General features: G+C 61.1%; 18 protein-coding genes. 2 read left to right on the top strand and 16 right to left on the bottom strand.

Features of this window, described 5'->3' with window-relative positions; genetic code table 11:
• Window positions 1–113: 113 nt before the first annotated feature.
• From DWV32_RS06220 to ftsH, 3 genes are all read right to left on the bottom strand, one after another.
• Window positions 114–341 carry an IS3 family transposase gene (locus DWV32_RS06220; RefSeq protein ID WP_370448193.1) on the bottom strand — a complete coding sequence of 76 codons (228 nt, stop codon included), beginning with the start codon at window positions 339–341 and terminating at the stop codon, window positions 114–116.
• A 207-nt stretch (window positions 342–548) separates the two neighbouring features.
• Complete coding sequence (locus tag DWV32_RS06210; RefSeq protein ID WP_117757592.1) at window positions 549–1,010, bottom strand: DUF523 domain-containing protein; 462 nt, start codon at window positions 1,008–1,010, stop codon at window positions 549–551.
• Between the two features lie 76 nt (window positions 1,011–1,086).
• Window positions 1,087–2,979, bottom strand: a complete 1,893-nt coding sequence (ftsH, locus tag DWV32_RS06205; protein ID WP_187361833.1) for an ATP-dependent zinc metalloprotease FtsH — start codon at window positions 2,977–2,979, stop codon at window positions 1,087–1,089.
• Between the two features lie 92 nt (window positions 2,980–3,071).
• Here ftsH and DWV32_RS06200 point away from each other — a divergent pair, with 92 nt between their 5' ends.
• A complete protein-coding gene (locus DWV32_RS06200; RefSeq protein ID WP_117757590.1) occupies window positions 3,072–3,557 on the top strand; it encodes a cob(I)yrinic acid a,c-diamide adenosyltransferase in 486 nt (161 codons plus the stop codon).
• Window positions 3,558–3,579: 22 nt separating this feature from the next.
• Here DWV32_RS06200 and DWV32_RS06195 read toward each other — a convergent pair whose 3' ends face one another.
• The 4 genes from DWV32_RS06195 to thyA all read right to left on the bottom strand — a co-directional run bounded on the left by DWV32_RS06195 (window position 3,580) and on the right by thyA (window position 7,455).
• Complete coding sequence (locus DWV32_RS06195) at window positions 3,580–4,929, bottom strand: MATE family efflux transporter (protein ID WP_117757589.1); 1,350 nt, start codon at window positions 4,927–4,929, stop codon at window positions 3,580–3,582.
• A gap of 125 nt (window positions 4,930–5,054) precedes the next feature.
• Entirely contained in the window at window positions 5,055–5,969 is a 915-nt protein-coding gene (locus tag DWV32_RS06190) for an RNA methyltransferase (RefSeq protein WP_117757588.1), read from the bottom strand.
• A 109-nt stretch (window positions 5,970–6,078) separates the two neighbouring features.
• Complete coding sequence (locus tag DWV32_RS06185; protein ID WP_117757587.1) at window positions 6,079–6,597, bottom strand: dihydrofolate reductase; 519 nt, start codon at window positions 6,595–6,597, stop codon at window positions 6,079–6,081.
• A 9-nt stretch (window positions 6,598–6,606) separates the two neighbouring features.
• On the bottom strand, window positions 6,607–7,455 hold the full coding sequence (gene thyA / locus DWV32_RS06180; protein WP_089571709.1) for a thymidylate synthase: 849 nt from the start codon (window positions 7,453–7,455) through the stop codon (window positions 6,607–6,609).
• A 166-nt stretch (window positions 7,456–7,621) separates the two neighbouring features.
• Here thyA and DWV32_RS06175 point away from each other — a divergent pair, with 166 nt between their 5' ends.
• Entirely contained in the window at window positions 7,622–8,386 is a 765-nt protein-coding gene (locus DWV32_RS06175) for a DUF134 domain-containing protein (protein WP_117655406.1), read from the top strand.
• 120 nt (window positions 8,387–8,506) lie between these two features.
• On the opposite strand, the gene ffh is transcribed toward DWV32_RS06175, so the two are convergent.
• The 9 genes from ffh to DWV32_RS06130 form a co-directional block, all read right to left on the bottom strand.
• Window positions 8,507–9,982 carry a signal recognition particle protein gene (gene ffh / locus DWV32_RS06170; protein WP_117655405.1) on the bottom strand — a complete coding sequence of 492 codons (1,476 nt, stop codon included), beginning with the start codon at window positions 9,980–9,982 and terminating at the stop codon, window positions 8,507–8,509.
• Between the two features lie 10 nt (window positions 9,983–9,992).
• A complete protein-coding gene (ftsY, locus tag DWV32_RS06165) occupies window positions 9,993–10,910 on the bottom strand; it encodes a signal recognition particle-docking protein FtsY (protein ID WP_117757586.1) in 918 nt (305 codons plus the stop codon).
• Complete coding sequence (smc, locus tag DWV32_RS06160) at window positions 10,910–14,446, bottom strand: chromosome segregation protein SMC (RefSeq protein WP_117757585.1); 3,537 nt, start codon at window positions 14,444–14,446, stop codon at window positions 10,910–10,912. The genes ftsY and smc overlap by 1 nt, the downstream gene beginning before the upstream one ends.
• Before the next feature lie 10 nt (window positions 14,447–14,456).
• Window positions 14,457–15,182, bottom strand: coding sequence for a ribonuclease III (gene rnc / locus DWV32_RS06155; RefSeq protein ID WP_117637759.1), 726 nt, complete (start codon window positions 15,180–15,182; stop codon window positions 14,457–14,459).
• Window positions 15,183–15,185: 3 nt separating this feature from the next.
• Window positions 15,186–15,428, bottom strand: coding sequence for an acyl carrier protein (locus tag DWV32_RS06150; RefSeq protein WP_117635126.1), 243 nt, complete (start codon window positions 15,426–15,428; stop codon window positions 15,186–15,188).
• A 114-nt stretch (window positions 15,429–15,542) separates the two neighbouring features.
• Window positions 15,543–16,562, bottom strand: a complete 1,020-nt coding sequence (gene plsX / locus DWV32_RS06145) for a phosphate acyltransferase PlsX (RefSeq protein WP_117757584.1) — start codon at window positions 16,560–16,562, stop codon at window positions 15,543–15,545.
• Window positions 16,563–16,649: 87 nt separating this feature from the next.
• Complete coding sequence (gene rpmF / locus DWV32_RS06140; RefSeq protein ID WP_022094017.1) at window positions 16,650–16,829, bottom strand: 50S ribosomal protein L32; 180 nt, start codon at window positions 16,827–16,829, stop codon at window positions 16,650–16,652.
• Between the two features lie 64 nt (window positions 16,830–16,893).
• Window positions 16,894–17,448: a DUF177 domain-containing protein gene (locus DWV32_RS06135; RefSeq protein WP_055309521.1), complete on the bottom strand. Its 555-nt coding sequence runs from the start codon at window positions 17,446–17,448 to the stop codon at window positions 16,894–16,896.
• A complete protein-coding gene (locus DWV32_RS06130) occupies window positions 17,448–17,945 on the bottom strand; it encodes an ATPase (RefSeq protein WP_040358176.1) in 498 nt (165 codons plus the stop codon). Before DWV32_RS06130 ends, DWV32_RS06135 begins: the two co-directional genes overlap by 1 nt.
• Window position 17,946: the final 1 nt, after the last annotated feature.

The raw sequence follows: 17,946 nt of genomic DNA, 5'->3' as shown, positions 1-17,946 counted from the left end.
TGAAAATTCCAGTTTGCTGTACTCGTTCCTAGCAGGGTTTGGGGCAGGCACGCCCCAACAAGAAGCTGTCCCAAAGGGGCAAGAATGGGGACTGCGGACGATTTCTTGGACCGTTACGCGGCCCTTCCCAACGCGGAGCGGAACTCGGCCGGCGTGCGGCCACCGAGCGCATCGCTGCGCCTCTCCGTATTGTATCGACCGATCCAGCCCCCGAGCTCCTCGATGAAGCGGGCGGGGGTCCAGCCCGACCAGTCCCTGCCGTGCCAGAACTCCTTCTTGAGCAGGCCGAAGAAGCCCTCCATCGCCGCGTTGTCCGGGCTGCAGCCCTTGGCGGACTGGATTGGCTACACTGATGTGGACAGTTCCGGGAGGGGCGCAAGAGACGGGAAGGCCGTGTGCGCGTTCCTGCGCGAGGGCCGCGGGGAGGGGCTGCCTGGTTACGGCGCCCGTCAACTCGGTCTACGTCTTTGATGACCGGGTCGTACTCAATATCAACTTCACGGATGATGCCAAAACGGTCACCCGTGAGGAAGTGTTGGGTTCGAGTGCTATGGACAATGTTCCAGCATGCTGGGATCGAACTCGCTAGCCGGAATCACACGGTACCCGTGACGCAGCAGCAGATCGACAAAAACACCGTTGCCCGCGGTGAGCGCACCGCTGAAGGTTCCGTCGTAGATACGGCCTACACCACACGAAGGGCTACGGTCCTGTAAGACGCACGCAGCGATCTCGGACGGGCCGCCCGCCTGCTCGCATATATCGAGCGCGCGCTCTGCACCAAGGCGAAATTCGCGATCAACCGACACGCCCTCGCAGGTGCGAACCTCACAGCCCACGATCTCGGACGGGTCGCGCGGCGTTGGTAGACCGCCAAAAACCTCGGGGCACACCAGCAGGACCTCGGTCCCCGTGCGCTCGCAAGCCTCGACCAGCTCTCGATGGTAGTTGTCGAGCCCGTTATACTTGCAGCTCTCGCCCATCAAGCAGGCACTTACCACGATTTTCATATTCAACTCTCCCCACGCAAAACGCCCCATTTGAGATGGACACTCAAATGGGGCGATAGACACTGCGCAACCAGTATTACTGCTGCTTTGGCATCAGCGGATTCTCGCGCGTGAGGAGATTCATGAACTCCTCGCCCGTGATCGTCTCCTTCTTGTACAGATAACGAGCCAGCTCATGGAGCTTAAACTTGTTCTCCTTGAGGATCTGCAGAGCGCGGTCGTGCGCATCCTCGATCAGCTTGGCGACTATCGCGTCCACGCGTTCGGCCGTACCGGGGGCGCAGGTGAGCGACGTATCCTGGTTGAGGTACGCATTCTGAACGGTACCAAGCGCCATCATGCCAAACTCATCGGACATGCCAAAGCGCGTCACCATGTTGCGGGCGAGCTTGGTGGCCTGCTCGATATCGTTGGCGGCACCGGTCGTCATCTCGCCAAAGATAAGCTCCTCGGCTGCACGGCCACCGCAATAGACAGCGAGCTTGTCCAGGACTTCCTGGCGCGTGGTCAGGAAGCGCTCATCCTCCTCGACCTGCATGGTGTAGCCCAGAGCACCGCTCGTACGCGGCACGATGGTGATCTTGGTAACCGGCGCAGAACCCTTCTGGCGGGCGGCAACGATGGCATGGCCGATCTCGTGATAGGACACGACCTGTTTCTCGTGGTCGGACAGAACCGTGGACTTACGCTGCTGGCCGGCGATGACGACCTCCACCGACTCCTCAAAGTCATCCTGAGTCGCGCGCTTGCGACCCTCGCGGACGGCACGCAGCGCGCCCTCGTTGATGATGTTGGCCAGGTCGGCGCCCGAGGCACCGGGCGTGGCGCGGGCAATCGCGGTCAGGTCGATCGGCGGCTCCGTCTTCACGCTCTTTGCATGCAGCTCGAGGATGTTCTTACGTCCGGTCAGGTCGGGCAGCTCAACGGGGATGCGACGGTCAAAACGACCGGGGCGCAGCAGGGCCGGGTCAAGGCTGTCGGGACGGTTGGTAGCAGCAAGAACGACGATACCCTTGTGGTTATCGAAGCCGTCCATCTCGGTCAACAGCTGGTTGAGCGTCTGTTCGCGCTCGTCGTTGCCACTAAAGCCGCCGCCATCGCGCTTCTTACCGATGGTATCGATCTCGTCGATAAACACGATGCACGGGGCCTTTTCCTTGGCCTGCTTAAACAGATCGCGAACCTTAGCGGCGCCGCGGCCAACGAACATCTCAACAAACTCAGAACCAGAAATACTAAAGAACGGCACGCCCGCCTCGCCGGCCACAGCCTTGGCGAGCAGGGTTTTACCGGTACCCGGAGGGCCGACAAGGAGAGCACCGCGTGGCAGTTTGGCGCCAATCTCCTCGTAGCGCTGCGGCTTCTCCAGAAAGTCGACGACCTCCTTGAGGGACTCCTTGGCCTCTTCCTGGCCGGCGACATCCTTAAAGGTCACGCCCACGTCCTTGGAGGCGATCACGCGCGCGCCGGACTTGCCCAGTCCACCGCCGCCAAAACCACCGCCGCCAAAGTTCATCGACGGACCGTCATCACCCATGGCCTTCTTCATGCGGCGGTTGAGCCACCAGCCAATCAGGAAGAAAATCGCCATGGGAAGAATGAGGGTGAGCAGGTAGTAGGTCATCAAACCCGAGTTCTTGTCGGGAACGACCGATTCCAGGGACGCACCGGATTCAAGCACGCGATCGGTAAAACCCGCATCATTCGGCACACCGGTCGTCTTGTAGGCGATGTTCTCGTCCTCGCCCTTCTTGGTGTAATAAATCGTGTAATCGTCCGTGTTGTACTCGACCTTGTTGACGCTCTTCTTATCGAGCGCTTTGACAAACGTCGAGTAATCGGTCTTCGTAATCTGCTGCGTGTGACCGATGTTGGGGAACAGAACGGTCGAGAGCACGAGGTAGACGACGAAGGCGATGAGCACGTAGAGGATCATATTCCGTCTACGTTTGTTGTCATCCATCTCCATCTGCTTGAACTCCATCTACTGGGGTTGATAATGGTTTCTAGAATACCCAACCCGAGCGACGATAAACCGACGCCGGGCACGAAAGGACAGAGATGGCATCACTGGAAGTCGGCAAGGTTCAGATCTACACGGGCGACGGAAAGGGCAAAACCACGGCCGCCTTGGGGCTGGCTTTGCGTGCCACAGGTTATGGTCTCAACGTACTCATGCTGCAGTTTGCCAAGAAGCTGCACTGCGCCGAACACGATGCCGCGCCGCGCCTGGGACTGCGCATTGTGCAGGCCGATCGCGACACGCCCGAGGCTTGCGCCGCGCAGATCATGGAGCTCGCACGCGAGCAGATTAGCCAGGTAGACATGCTGATCTTGGATGAGCTGGGAGAAGCCATGCGCCGAGGCTTTGTGACGCGCGAAGATGTCGAAGCGTTGATCGCAATGAAACCGACCACCACAGAGCTCGTGCTCACCGGCCGCGGCTTGCTGCCCCTCGCCGACCTTGCCGACCTAGTAACCGAAATGCGTCCCATCAAACACTACTTCGACGAAGGCCTCCTAGCCCGCCAAGGCATCGAATACTAGCCATTGCGGACGTCCCCAATGGCTAGGCAGTGGCGCGGCCTAGCCAGTTGCCGCTGTGATGATAGACGGTGAACATCGTGGCGGTTATTACCCAGGTTACGGGGTAGACCAGCAGCAGATGCTCGAGCGAGGGGTCGAGCGGCATAATCGCGAACACCCACGCCACGCGGAGCACGACCGTGCCGAATATCGTCAGCATCATAGGCTGGAAGCTCACGCCAGCGCCACGGATGGAGCCGGACGCGTTTTCGATAATCGAGAAGATCGCGTAGAACGGCGCGATGAAATGAAGAATCGTCGTGGTGTAGGCCGAAATTGCGGCATCGTCGATAAACAGACGCGAAAGCGGGCCCGAGAATACCAGCAGCACGGCAGACAGGCCACCGATAAGCACAAACGACAGCACGAGCGACGTGTGGTATCCCTTTCGCATGCGTTCGTAATTGCGCGCACCAAAGTTCTGCGCCGAGAACGTGGTGATCGACACGCCGAGTGCCTCGGTCACCATCCAGATAATGCCGTCCAAGCGGCCGGAAAGGCCCCAAGCGGTCGTGACATCGGCTCCAAACGAGTTGACCGACACCTGAATCAAAACATTGGAGATCGAATACGCCGCAGACTGAACGCCCAGCGGCAAACCGCACGATAGCATGCTCTTGCAGATACCGGGGTCAATACCGAGCTTTGAGAGCGAAAGACGCCACGCTCCCGGAGCGCGCATCATGCGGATCACAATCATCGTGGCATTGGTGCAGATAGTCAGCGCCACCGCGATGCCGCAGCCCAGCGCTTCCATGTGCAGCACGGCGACAAAAAGAATGTCGAATGCCACATTGACGAAGCAGCCGGAGGCAATAATAACCGCCGGACCGCGCGTGTCGCCCACGGCGCGCAACAGCGCCGTCCCCATATTGAGCAGCAGCGCCGCAAACATGGCGGCAAAGTAGCAACGGGCATACGCCACACCCTCGGCCAGCAGCTCATGCGGTGTATTCATCAGCACAAGCATCGGCTCGACAAACACCATGCCCAGAATGGAAATGACAATGCCGCCCACCAGCGCGAGCGTCATGGCCGTATGGACCGATCGGCTCAAGCGCTCGTCATCGTGCTGACCAAAAAACTGACCGGTAATGACAGCACAGCCAGCACCCACACCGACGCAAAAACCAATGCAGAGCTCCGTAAGCACCATCGTGGCCTGAATGCCACCCAGCGCGAGCTTGCCGCCAAACTGACCGACGATATAGGTACCGATAAGCGTGTATGCCTGCTGAAAGAACGAACTAAAGAAGATAGGGACGCACAGCGACAGCAGCTGCTGCCAAATAACGCCCTGCGTTACATCGATAGCCGTAGATTTCTTAGCCACACGCCCTCCCCACCAGCGTACGTCAAACAACAAAGCGGCAATTTAAGACCAAAGCCAATACCAGCTTAGCACCGACCGACGTCGGCCGAAACGCCCCGAACCAGAGCCCGGTGCGAACTATCTGCCTAGTGATACAGACCCGGCTGGTAGTGGTACTCGTTGCTCACATGTGGGCACAGCTGCCAAAAGGCAACAGCACTTGCCGCGGCCACGTTGAGTGAATCGACCCCATGCGCCATCGGAATACGCACGGCGCGGTCGCAGCCTGCAATGGTCTTGGCGCCCAAGCCAGCACCCTCGGTGCCCATAAAGATTGCCAGGCGGTCAATCTCCTGGAGCGCGGGATCGTCCAGCGACACCGAATCATCCGTCAACGCCATAGCAGCACACGAAAAGCCGGCATCGTGCAGCGCCGCCAGCCCATCATGCGGCCATACGCGCGCCTCGCTGCCAATGCGCGTCCAGGGCACCTGGAACACCGTGCCCATGCTCACGCGGGCCGAGCGACGGTACAGCGGGTCACAGCAAGTGGGGCTCACCAAAATACCGTCGACGTTCAGCGCAGCCGCCGAGCGGAAAATCGCACCGACGTTGGTGTGGTCGACAATGCCCTCGAGCACGCACAGGCGCACCGGGCGCTCCCCCGCCGCCTCGACGACGCCGCCCAAGAACTCATCAACCGGAATCTGTCGCGGGCGACGAAATGCCGCGAGCGCACCGCGCGTCACGTTAAAGCCCGTCAGCTGCTCCATAAGCTCCATCGAGGCCACGAACACAGGAACCGGACCTGCGCCCTCGCGCACAACAAGCCGCTCAAACAGCGGCATCATCTGATCGAGCCAGCGTTCGCCCAAAAGAAAGCTCACCGGCTCGTATCCGGCGCGCACCGCACGCTCGATGACCTTGGCACTCTCGGCGATAAAAATGCCCTTCTGCGGCTCCAGCACGCAGCGCAGCTCACGCTCGGTCAGTCGCACGTAGGCATCAAGCCGCTCGTCCTCGAGCGAATCGATTCGCAGCACCTCAACGGCATCAGTCATAGCAGCCAGCCCGCACCTTTCTTTACAGCGCATCTATACCAAACGAGGCGACGCTAAGCGCCGCCCCATGCATTCAAACAATCCGATGATACCGTTCACGCCGGACGATTTACGCCTCAACGCGACGATACGTTACGAACTCATAATCGACACCCTCGTCGCCCTCGCCCGAGGCAATCGTGGCAACACCGCCACGCCGCGCAATCTCCCACGCGGGATCGGCATCCAGATCGGGAAAATACGTATCCACGTCATGCACGCAATGGTTATGCGTAACCTCGGCCTCGGCGCAATACGGCAAAAACTGCCGATACACCTCGCCGCCACCGATCACCCACGCAACGGGCTCATCGGCTACCGCGGTGAGCGCTTCGTCGACGCTATGCACCACGTCGACGCCCTCGGCAGCAAAGTCCTCATCGCGCGTGAGCACGATATTACGACGGTTCTTGAGCGGACGCCCGCCGGGAAAACTTAGCAGCGTCTTGCGTCCCATAATGACCGGGCAGCCTTTGGTGCGCGCCACAAAATGACGCATGTCGGCGCGATTGGACACCACCATGTCGCCCTCGCACCCAATACCCCAGTCATCGCACACGGCGACAATGGCAGAAAGCTTACACGTCATGCGCGTCACCTACACCGCAATGGGGATGTTCTTGACCTGCGGGCCGTGCTCATAGCCCTCGACAATCAGGTCGTCGGTCGTAAACGCATAGAAGTCATGCACATCGGGGTTAAGCGTTACCTTAGGCGCGGCAAACTGCGGACGCTCGATAAGCTCGCGGACGATATCGACATGACGGTCGTAAATGTGGGCATCGGCAATCACATGCAGCAACTCGCCGGGAATCATATCGACCGACTGCGCGACCATCATCAGCAAAATGGCGTACTGGCACACATTCCAGTTGTTCGCAGCCAAAATGTCCTGGCTGCGCTGGTTGAGAATCATGTTGAGCGTCGGTTTATCATCCTGCGGGCGCTGCGTCACGTTATACGTCACGCTGTAGGCGCACGGATACAGGTGCATCTCGGACAGGTCGCTAAACACGTAGGTATTCGTCATAATGCGGCGGCTGTACGGCGTGTTCTTGAGGTCGTACAGCACACGGTCCATCTGATCGAAGTCACCCTCGGCATAATGGCTCTTCTGCCCAATCTGATACCCGTAGGCCTTGCCGATGGAGCCGGTCTCGTCGGCCCACTCATCCCAAATATGGCTGTTGAGGTCATGCACGTTATTGGACTTCTTTTGATAGATCCATAGGATCTCATCCATGGCAGATTTGAGGGCCGTACGACGCAGGGTAAGCGCCGGAAACTCCTCACGCAGGTCGTAGCGTGCCGTGACGCCAAAGTTTTTAATGGTATAGGCAGGGGTGCCGTCCTCCCACACCGGGCGGACCTTTTGGCCCTCGGTGGTGGTGCCATGGTCCAGAATATCGCGGCACATGGCTACAAACTGTTGATCAGCCTTGCTCATTGACCCTCCTGTCAGTCGCCTATAAGCGAGATTCATTGTAGCCCAGGCGCAAGCGGCCCCACAGCCCTAACATAAGCCCTCATTTTCTGACATATGCCAGAAATTCCTTGCGTAAATCCGCACGGTCGTTATTCTATTGTTGACATATGTCAGATATGGAGAGTGTATGGCAGGAAGACGTGAAAAATTGCGCCGCGTCGGGATCATCCCCGAATATCGCGGTTTTACCCCCGATGGCCTTGCCAGCGGAGAGGCCATCGACATGACGGTCGACGAACTCGAGGTCCTGCGGCTATGCGACCTGGAAGGCCTCAATCAGGAGGCCGTCGCAAAGCACATGGGCATCGCGCGCGCCACGGTGGCGGCAATTTGCAGCCGAGCGCATCGCAAGGTGGCAAATGCGCTGGTCAATGGTCGGGCGCTCATCATCGAGGGCGGCAATATCGCGTACTCCCCCATCACCACAACGACGGCCGTATGGCCAGCAAAGGAGATCGGCACCATGAGAGTGGCAACCACGTATGACAACGGCAACATCTTTATGCACTTTGGCCGCAGCGAGCAGTTCAAGATCTACGACATTCAGGACGGCAAGGTGCTCAGCGAGCAGGTCGTGGGCACCGGCGGCACCGGCCACGGTGCCCTTGCGGGCCTGCTCGCCAACGGCGGCGTGGACACGCTCATCTGCGGCGGCATCGGCGGTGGCGCTATCAACGCGCTTGCCCAAGCCGGCATCACGGTATACGCGGGTGCCCAAGGCAGCTGCGACGCTTGCGTCGAGGCCCTTATCGCCGGCACGCTCGCACAGAACGGCGAGGCCACGTGCGGCTGCCACGGCCACGACCACGAGCACACTCACGAGCATGGCGATTCCTGCGGCTGCCACGGCCATCACGAGCACGAGGGCCACGAGGGCTGCGGCTGCCACTAACGGCACGGCACCGCGAGCTCGGGGCGCGACGCCAAACGCAACCCAACAAACAAAGCCAACAGCAAAGGCCACCCGGTAGCTTCCGAGCGGCCTTTGCCATATCAAGCTGGAATTACAGCTCTATTTCTTATTGCGCATCTGCGCTTCCATCTGGCGCAGCAGCTCCATATCGGACTTGGGACCGCCCATTCCCAAGCCGCCCATGCCGCCCAGACCCATAGCATCCAGGCCGGGGATATTGGGCATGCGCATCTTCTTGCCCTTCTTACCCTTTTTGCCCTTTTTGCCGCCGGCCTGTGCCTGATTGGCCATCGTGCGCATGCGGCCCATCATCTTATTCATCTCGCCCCACTGCTTCATAAGGCCGTTGACCTCGGTGGGGGTTACGCCGGCTCCCTTGGCAATGCGGGCGCGGCGCTGGCCGTTGATGATGGAGGGGCGCAGGCGTTCCTCCTTGGTCATCGACATAATGATGGCCTCGTTCTTGTCGAAGATACCCTCGTCCAGGTTGCCGCCCATCTGGTTGAGCGCGCGCTGGCCACCGGGGAGCATGCCGAGAATGCCCTTCATGCCGCCCATCTTCTTAACGGCTTTCATCTGGTCGAGCATGTCGTTCATGGTAAAGCCCTCGCGCAGCATGCGCTCGGCGGCCTCGAGCTGCTCGGCATCGGCGGCCTCCTGGGCCTTCTCGATGATGCCGACGACGTCGCCCATGCCCAAGATTCGCTTGGCCATACGGTCGGGGTAGAACGGCTCCAGCGAATCGGGCTTCTCGCCCATGCTCACAAACTTGATGGGCTTACCGGTCACCTGGCGCACCGAAAGTGCGCCACCGCCACGGGCATCGCCGTCGAGCTTGGAGATGATCACGCCGTCAAAGTCGGTGCGCTCGGCGAAGGTCGAGACGACGTTGACGATATCCTGGCCGGTCATGGCATCGACGACCATCAGCACCTGATCGGGCTTGACGGCCTTCTTGATGTCCACGGCTTCCTGCATCATCTGCTCGTCGATCTGCAAACGACCGGCGGTATCGACGATGACCACGTCACGCAGGTGGTCGACGGCCTCCTGAATAGCGCCCTTGGCGATGTCGACCGGGTGTGCACCGTCGCCACGGAAGACCGGCACGCCGATCTCTCCGCCAAGCGTGGCTAGCTGGTCGGCTGCGGCGGGACGGTAGACGTCGCACGCGGCGAGCAGCGGCGAGCGGCCCTGCTTCTTGAGCAGGTAGGCCAGCTTTACGGCCGCCGTGGTCTTACCGGAGCCCTGCAGGCCCACGAGCATGATGACGTTGGGGATACGGTTGCTAAAGACGAGCTTGCTCTCGGTGGAGCCGAGCATCTCAGTGAGCTCGTCGAGCACGATCTTGACGACGTTTTGCGCCGGCGACAGCGACTCCATGACCTCTGCGGTCATGCAGCGCTCCTTGGTCTTGGCGACGAACTCCTTGACAACCTTAAAGTTGACGTCGGCTTCGAGCAGCGCCATGCGAATATCGCGCATGGCCGAGGTGATGTCGGCCTCGGTCAGCTTACCCTTGCCGCGCAGGCGGTCAAATGTGTCATTGAGGCGATCGCTCAGAGAATCAAACACTAGTCACTCCTTAATTGGACTCGCCCACCAGGGCGCGGCAGAAATCTTTGGCATTGAACTCCTGTAGGTCATCGACCTGCTCGCCCACGCCCACGCGCAGAATCGGGAGCTTGAGCTTCTCGGCCACGGCCATGGCGATACCGCCCTTTGCCGTGCCGTCGAGCTTTGTCATGATAATACCGTCCAGGCCCAGCGCCTCGTTAAACTCGAGCGCCTGGTTCAGACCGTTCTGGCCGGTGGCGGCATCGATCACGAGCACGACATAGACGGGCATGGGATCGGCGGCCATATTGGCGGCGCGCTTACGCGTCACGTTGACCACCTTGGCAAGCTCGCGCATGAGCTCGGGGCTCGTGTGCAGACGGCCGGCGGTATCGATAAGCACCAGGTCGCTGCCGCGCTTGTCGGCCTCGTCGAGCACGTCATAGCACACGCTTGCCGGGTCGGAGCCGCGGTCGCGCTTGATGACGGGAACGCCGGCGCGCTGGCCCCACACATCGAGCTGCTCAATGGCGGCAGCGCGGAAGGTATCGGCAGAACCGATCACGACGTTCTTGCCGCGGGCGGCCATGGCACTCGCAATCTTGCCGACCGTCGTGGTCTTGCCGGCGCCGTTGATGCCCACAAACAGCACGCAGCTCGGCGTATCGGCGAACGGATCGCGCTCGATGGGCACAAAGTGCTGCTCGAGCTGCTCGGCCAGGGCACGGCGAAGCTGCGGAGCGGTCTTAAGGTTCTTCTTGGCCGCGGCATCGCGCAGGTCATCTGAGACCTTGATGGCGACCTCGGCACCCATGTCACCCATAACGAGGGTGTCCTCAAGGTCCTCCCAAAAGTCCTCGTCGACCTCGCCGCCAAAGTAGAAGACCTCGTTGAGCGCCTCGCGGCTGCGCTCAAGTCCACGCGAGAGAGCGTCAAAGAATCCCATTATGCATTCACGACCTTTCCGGTTTCGCGATCGAGTTTTTGCGAGACGACGCGACTGACGCCGTCGGCTTGCATCGAGACGCCATAGAGAACGTCAGCATCCTCCATAGTACGGCGCTGATGCGAAATGACCAAGAGCTGTGTATCGGAACGCAGCACATCGAGGGCGCCGATGAGCTTGGACAGGTTGGCGTCATCAAGCGCCGCCTCGACCTCGTCCAGCACATAGAACGGCACCGTGCGCGTGCGGTACACGGCAAAGAGCAGGGCGAGCGCCGTCAGACTCTTCTCGCCGCCCGACATGAGCATCATCTTGGTGATGCGCTTGCCGCGCGGCTGCGCCACGACCTCAATGCCCGTCTCGGCCGGATGCTCGGGATCGGTCATCTCCAGATGAGCCTGACCGCCCGGGAAGAGCATAGCGAAGATCTCGCGGAAGTTCGCGTCGACCTTCTCAAACGTCACCAGGAAGGCCTTCCGCATCTTGCGATCAATGGCCACCGTAATCTTGGTGAGCGCCTTGCGCGCGCTCTCCAGATCGGCCAGCTGCTCCTCGATGTAATCGGCGCGGCGCTTGAGCTGCTCGTACTCCTCCATGGCAACCTGGTTCACAGGGCCCAGGTTGTTGATCTGACGCACGAGCTGGTTGAGCTCGCGCTCAGCAGCGTCGCGGTCGGTGGGCGCGGGAAGCATGAGCGCTTCCTCGAGTACCGTGGTGCCATCGGCGGTAATGGCCTTAATGGCGGCCTCTACCTGCACCTCGAGCTTGCCACGCGCAACCTTAAACTCGTTTTGCGTGGCGGAGACGGTATCGACCCGCTCCTTAGCGCGGGTAACCTCTGCCTTGGCATCCTCGATGGTCTTCTTGAGCGAGGCCGAGTCCGCCTCCTCGAGTGAAGCCTGATCACGCAGGCGCGCGGCCCAATCCGACGCGCGCTCCAGCAGGGCCGAATAGCGCTCGTGCATGGGGTCGACGCGCAGACGCAGCAGCTCGAGTGAGCGCGAGGCCTGGCGTGTTCCGCGGATACGACGGTCGATGCCCTCAAGACGATGCTCCAGGTCGGGCACGCGGCCCTTCAGCGAACGCAGGCGTTCGCTCGTCTGGGCTAGGCGAACCTTGGCGTCGGCGAGCTTGCCGGCAGCCTCGGAATCGTCACGGCGAACGCGGTCGAGTTCGTCGTTGGCCTCGGCAATCTGCAAGCCCAGATCGCTTGCCTGCGCACGGGCCTCGTCACGCGAACGGGTAAGCTCGTCAACACGCGGGCGCGCAGCGCGAACGGCCTCGGAGGCCTGCTCTCGGCGCTTGGAGATGCGCACGCGCTCGACCTCGGCATTGCTGGCGCTTTGCTCCAGACGGCCGATCTCGGAAAGCAGCGAGCGGCGCTCGCCCTCAAGGCGGGCAATCTCACCGGCGGCATCGCCCTCGGCGGCACGCGCTTCCTCAACGGCCGCATTGGCCTCAACGACCTGGCCTGACACATGTTCAAACACAGCGGCCAAATCGGGCTCAAGCCCCTCCAGCTCGCGGATACGGCGCTTGCGCTCCAAGGCACCCGACGCCTCGCCGGCATCGAGGCCCACGCGCACCAGGCCGCCGCAGGCGACGCGGGCACCATCAGGGGTCACATAGGTCACGCCATCCACAACCGGCGCCGCCAACGCGGCAGCCAAGTCATCGACCACGTAATAGCCGCCGAGCAGAGCCTCGACAACAGGACCGTAGCCCGCACGAACGGACAGGCGATCAACCAGACGGGTACCGAAAGCACCCTCGGCGGCCGCAGAACCGCTCACGCCGCGCGCTACCAGCAGCGCCTCGCCCGAGGCCTTCTTCTGGTCCAGGGCCGCACGACCGGCACGCTCAAGCGCGGACGTATCGTCGAACAGCAGCGCATCGATATCGCCGGCGAGCAATTGCTCAACCAGGCCCTCAAGCTCGCGCGGGGCCTCGAGCACGTCGCCCAGACGACCCGAGACATCGTCGCCCAGCGCACCCACCAGGCGGCTCACGAGCGGCGAGCTGTCGGCCATGCGGGCATCGAGTTTCTTTTGACTGGCAAGCTCCGAGCGCACCTCGGACAGCTTGTTGCGTGCCTCGCCCTCGCGGGCACGCAGGTCCTTGAGGGCAGCGCGTGCCGTCTCGGTGGCCTCGCGCGCATCGACCTGAGCCTGGCGAGCTTCCTCAAGAGCGTACTCAAGCTCCTCGGCGCGGTCGCGACGGCTCTCGAGCGAAGCCGTGACCTCCTCGAGCTGTTCATCGATCTGCTCCAGGCGCGAGGCGTACATGTTGTCCTCGACCTCGGCGTTGCTCAAGGAATCCTTCACCTTAGCGAGCTCGAGCGCGGCGTTATCGGCCACGCGCTGCACATCGCGCTGTTCGCGCGTAAGCTGCGAAATCTGTGCATCAAGCGCCACGCGGCGCTCGTGGAGCTCGGCAGCGGCAGGACCAGCGGCGTCAACGTCCTCCTGGGCCTGCATGTGCGCACCGGTCACTTCCTCAAGCTGGGCACGCGCGTCCTCGAGCTCCTCGACCACGCGACGACGCTGATGCTCGGAGCTCGAGATCTGACCGCGCATGTCAGACAGGCGCGACACCATGTTGTGGCCCTTTTCCTCGAGCAGGCGCATGTCGGAGTTAATGCGGCCGACCACATCTTGCATATGACGGCGCTGCTCGCCCAGATCGCCCACAAACAGGCCCTTTTCCTCGAGCATGACCTGAAGCTTCTCGAGCTCGCGCTCCTTTTCGCCCATGCGGTACTGCGCAAGCTCCAGCTCGGCGGCACCTTCCTTGGAGCGGCTCTCCAAGTCGTTCCACTGCGACTGCAGCGAACGCAGCTCGTCGACGGCAAGCATCTGCGTAAGCTCGTTCGCGCGCGAGGACAGCTCTTTGTACTTGCGCGCGCGATCGACCTGACGCTCCAGCGGTCGCAGCTGACGGGCGATTTCCTTATTGATGTCGCGGGCACGCGTCAGGTGCTCGTCCATCGACTTAATCTTTTTGAGCGCACGCTCCTTGCGGCGTTTGTGCTTGGAAATGCCGGCGGCCTCCTCGATGAGGGCGCGGCGCTCCTCGGGGCGGCTCTGCAAAATGGCGTCGAGCTTGCCCTGGCTGATGATGGAATGCGTATCCTTGCCCAAGCCCGAATCGTGCAGGATGTCCTGAATGTCCATCAGGCGGCACGGACTCGAGTTGATGAGGTACTCGCTTTCGCCCGAGCGATACATACGACGGGTGATGGCGACCTCGTCAAAGTCGACGGGCAGCATATGGTCCGAGTTATCGAGCACCAGCGTGACCTCGGCGACACCCACCGGCTTGCGCGCTGACGAGCCCGAGAAGATGACATCCTCCATGGCCTGGCCGCGCAGCTGCTTGGCGCTCTGCTCGCCCAGGACCCACAGAATCGAGTCAGAGATGTTCGATTTTCCCGAGCCGTTGGGACCGACGATGACGGTCAGGCCCGGCTCAAACGTCATATGGGCGCGGTCGGCAAACGACTTGAACCCTTTGAGCGTGAGGGACTTGAGATACACGGTTCCTCGCTTAAACAGGCTTCTTGTTGAGAATCACGCCGTTGGTGGTGTAGCCCATGCGGTCAAGTGCCTCGAGTGCAGCGGCTCCCTCGGCTTCCTTCTTTGAGGAGCCGGAGCCGCGACCCTGGCGAATACCATCGATCAACACCACGGCGGTAAAGGTGGGCGCATGCGCCGGGCCCTCGGAGCCAACGAGCTTATACGCCGGGGGTTCGTGGCCGTCGGCTTGCACGCACTCCTGCAAGAACGATTTGGGGTTCGCGGGGTGCTCGGCACGCTCGGAAGCCAAATGCGGCTTAAGCGTACGGTGGATAAACTCCGCTGCGGCATCCCAGCCGGCGTCCAGGTACAGCGCGCCCACGAGCGACTCGTAGACGTTCTCGAGCGCCGAATGCAGGCCGCGCGCACCGGTACCGGTCTCGGAGGCACCAAAGATGATGATGTCGTCGATGCCCAACTCGTGAGAAACCTCGGACAGCGTGGCGCCCGAGACAAGCGACACCTTCAGGCGCGTGAGCTTGCCCTCGTCAAACTCCGGATAGGACTCAAAGAGCGAACGGGCGACGACGGCGCCCAAAATGGAATCGCCCAAGAACTCAAGGCGCTCATAGCTGGCAGAAACCGGCTGGCCCTCGACTGCCGAGGGATGCGTAAGCGCCGCGCGCAGCAGCACCTTATTATTGAACTCGTGGCCCAGGATTTCCTGGGCACGCGTAAGTCGTTCAGACAAAGCCAAGACCTAGGCCTCCCTGGCGTGTTCGATCGCGTCGACGGCGTCGGCGACAGAGTTGAGCGAGAGCAGAGTCTCGTCATCGATCTCGAGGTTGAACTCGTCCTCGATAGCCGTAACCAGCTGCAGGCGCTCGAGCGAGTTGGCATCGAGGTCGTCAAAGGTGGTCTCATCGCTAATTTCGGCAACATCGACGCCCAGAACGTCAGCAGCGACCTCGGCGATCTTGTCGAAGATTTCGGAGCGGTCCATAGCGCTTCCTCTCATAGTGCATGAATACCAAAAGAATGGTACCGCCCGGGCGGTACCAAGACACGGTTCTGATTCTACCCCACGACGCACGCCCCGAGACGCATAACGCCGCTCTTATAAAACGATACCGTCCATAGAGTTGGCGACATTCTCGACCAGCCCGGCGCGCACGGCTTCTGCCGCCGCGAGCGTACCGTTCTTAACAGCCTCAACCGAGGTGGCGCCATGGCCGATCAGGACCACGCCGCGCAGGCCCAAAAGAATCGCGCCGCCCTTGGCGTCGCCCGAAAGCTTGGCCTTAATCTGGCGCATCTGCTTTTTAATGAGCAGCGCGGCGATCTTGGTGCCAAGCGAGGCCATAAAGACGCCCTTGAGTTCCTGCAGCAAAAACTTAGCAGCGCCCTCAGTGGCCTTGAGCGCGATGTTGCCCGACATGCCGTCGGCGACCACGACGTCAAAATTGCCCGACGTAAGATCGGTGCCCTCGCAGTTACCAACAAAGCCGGGAACGGCGGCTTTCATGGCCGGGAAGCACGCCTTGGTAAAATTGGAGCCCTTCTCGTCCTCGGTGCCGTTGGCAAGCAGGCCCACGCGGGGATGCTCAATGCCCAGGACGACGCGGGCATAGGCGCTACCCATCTGGGCAAAACGCACCATGTCGTCGACCTCGACATCGGGGTTGGCGCCCATATCGCACAGCACCGTCAGACCGCCGGCGCGATTGGGCAGCGCATTGGTCAGACAGGGGCGCACCGGCTGCTTCTTGCCTTCGGCCTGATACCTAAACGGCGTCACATAGGCGGTGGCGGCAGCGGTCATGGCACCGGTCGAGCCGGCAGAGAAGAACGCGTCCGCATTTCCCTTCTTGATGGCGCGGCACGACAGCACGATCGACGACTTGCGTTTGGTCATCACGGCGCGAATGGGATCGTCATCCATAGCGATAACGTCGGGTGCCTCAAGGGCCTCAACACGTGCGTGGGAAGCAGCAAAGGGATTGACGATTTCGGCGGGGCCAGCTGCCAAGACCTCGATATCGGGATCGGCGGCAAGTGCAGTCTCGATACCATCGAGAACAACCTGAGGTTTCTCGTCTCCACCCACAACGTCTACACAAACGCGAACGTTACTCATATACATGCTCCTTATACAAAAATGGCCGACTCATTGAGCCGGCCATTGTGGTTCCATTTGGAACGGCATCGCATCCAGAGTATACCGTTACTCGGTAACGATAACCTCGCGGTCCTTGTAGAAACCGCAGCTGGGGCACACGTGGTGCGGGAGCTTGACAGCGCCGCAACGGGGGCACGTGGACTGAGCCGCAGCCGAGATCTTCATGTTGGCGGAACGACGGGTGTGAGTGCGGATACGACCCTGCTTTTGTTTAGGTACGGGCATAGTGACCTTCCTTATGAACTATCCAGTGTGGCGATTACGCGCAAGTAGCGATACTACCACAGTTTTACTCATCGAGCTTGAGATTCTTCAATGCTGCAAATGGATTTTCCGTGGCAGCGGCCCATTCTGCCTCTGCCTGGGCGGCGCAATCGCATTGCTCGACGTTGAGATTGCAACCGCAAGTGGGGCACAGGCCGCGGCAATCGGGCTTGCACAGAACGACAAACGGCGTGTCCATGACGACCGCGTCGTTGATGGGCTCACCCAGATCGACGATGCGGTCCTCACCCAGGAGCTCGTAGCCGTCCTCGTAGGCCTCGGGATCCTCGGGCTCCTCAAAGAGGTAGAACTCCTCGATCTCGCCGGCGATATCAAACGAGGCAGGCTCCAGGCAACGGTCGCACTCGCCGGTGGCGTGCGCGCGGACCATGCCCGTGAGCAAGACACCGGTACCGGCATTGGTAAAGACAACGTCGTAGTCGATGCCGTCCTGTAGCTGGTACTCCTTCTCGCCCACCGTGTAGGTGGCAACATCGACCTTGCCGGTCAGCGGATACGAATCACCAGGAAACTCGAGCTGCTCAGAAAGATCGACGGTAACGCTCGGGAACTCAGCCATTACCACTGACCATTCTGTTGGGCGGCACCCTCGTTGAGCTGCTGACGGCAACGGGTAACGGTGCCGGTCAGGCTCTTGAGGTTCTCCTCCAGGTGCGTAAAGACCTGCTCTGCGTAGTCCTCGGCAGCATAACGCGTCTCGCGCTCGTACTGCTGGGCACGATCGCGGATGTCGTCGGCCTGCTGCTGTGCCAAGCGGACGATCTCCTGCTCACCGGCAATGGTGAGGGCCTGCTGCTGAGCGTCGGCGATGATGGAATCGGCCTGAGCGGCGGCGGAAGCCATAAGCTCCTCGCGCTCCTTAAGGATACGGCGGGACTTCTGCCACTCCTCGGGATAGCTCATGCGGATCTCGTCGAGGATGTTGAAGAACACGTCGGCGTCGATGACCTTGAACTGAGCGTTCTTGCCGAAAGGCGGCTTGGCTTCCTCGATCAGCCCTTCGAGCTCATCGACCAAGCTGACGATCCTATCGCCAGGAAAATTCTCGCCCGGCATC

Source organism: Collinsella sp. AF04-24 (genome assembly GCF_003465685.1).
Taxonomy (GTDB): Bacteria; Actinomycetota; Coriobacteriia; order Coriobacteriales; family Coriobacteriaceae; genus Collinsella; species Collinsella aerofaciens_AP.
This window is presented reverse-complemented; position numbering and strand designations above follow the sequence as displayed.

Coding starts and splice junctions, on each gene's coding strand:
- DWV32_RS06210 (WP_117757592.1), bottom strand. CDS start 1,010: ATGAAAATCGTGGTAAGTGCCTGCTTGATGGGCGAGAGCTGCAAGTAT.
- ftsH (WP_187361833.1), bottom strand. CDS start 2,979: ATGGAGATGGATGACAACAAACGTAGACGGAATATGATCCTCTACGTG.
- DWV32_RS06200 (WP_117757590.1), top strand. CDS start 3,072: ATGGCATCACTGGAAGTCGGCAAGGTTCAGATCTACACGGGCGACGGA.
- DWV32_RS06190 (WP_117757588.1), bottom strand. CDS start 5,969: ATGACTGATGCCGTTGAGGTGCTGCGAATCGATTCGCTCGAGGACGAG.
- DWV32_RS06185 (WP_117757587.1), bottom strand. CDS start 6,597: ATGACGTGTAAGCTTTCTGCCATTGTCGCCGTGTGCGATGACTGGGGT.
- thyA (WP_089571709.1), bottom strand. CDS start 7,455: ATGAGCAAGGCTGATCAACAGTTTGTAGCCATGTGCCGCGATATTCTG.
- DWV32_RS06175 (WP_117655406.1), top strand. CDS start 7,622: ATGGCAGGAAGACGTGAAAAATTGCGCCGCGTCGGGATCATCCCCGAA.
- ftsY (WP_117757586.1), bottom strand. CDS start 10,910: ATGGGATTCTTTGACGCTCTCTCGCGTGGACTTGAGCGCAGCCGCGAG.
- DWV32_RS06150 (WP_117635126.1), bottom strand. CDS start 15,428: ATGGACCGCTCCGAAATCTTCGACAAGATCGCCGAGGTCGCTGCTGAC.
- plsX (WP_117757584.1), bottom strand. CDS start 16,562: ATGAGTAACGTTCGCGTTTGTGTAGACGTTGTGGGTGGAGACGAGAAA.
- rpmF (WP_022094017.1), bottom strand. CDS start 16,829: ATGCCCGTACCTAAACAAAAGCAGGGTCGTATCCGCACTCACACCCGT.
- DWV32_RS06135 (WP_055309521.1), bottom strand. CDS start 17,448: ATGGCTGAGTTCCCGAGCGTTACCGTCGATCTTTCTGAGCAGCTCGAG.
- DWV32_RS06130 (WP_040358176.1), bottom strand. CDS start 17,945: ATGCCGGGCGAGAATTTTCCTGGCGATAGGATCGTCAGCTTGGTCGAT.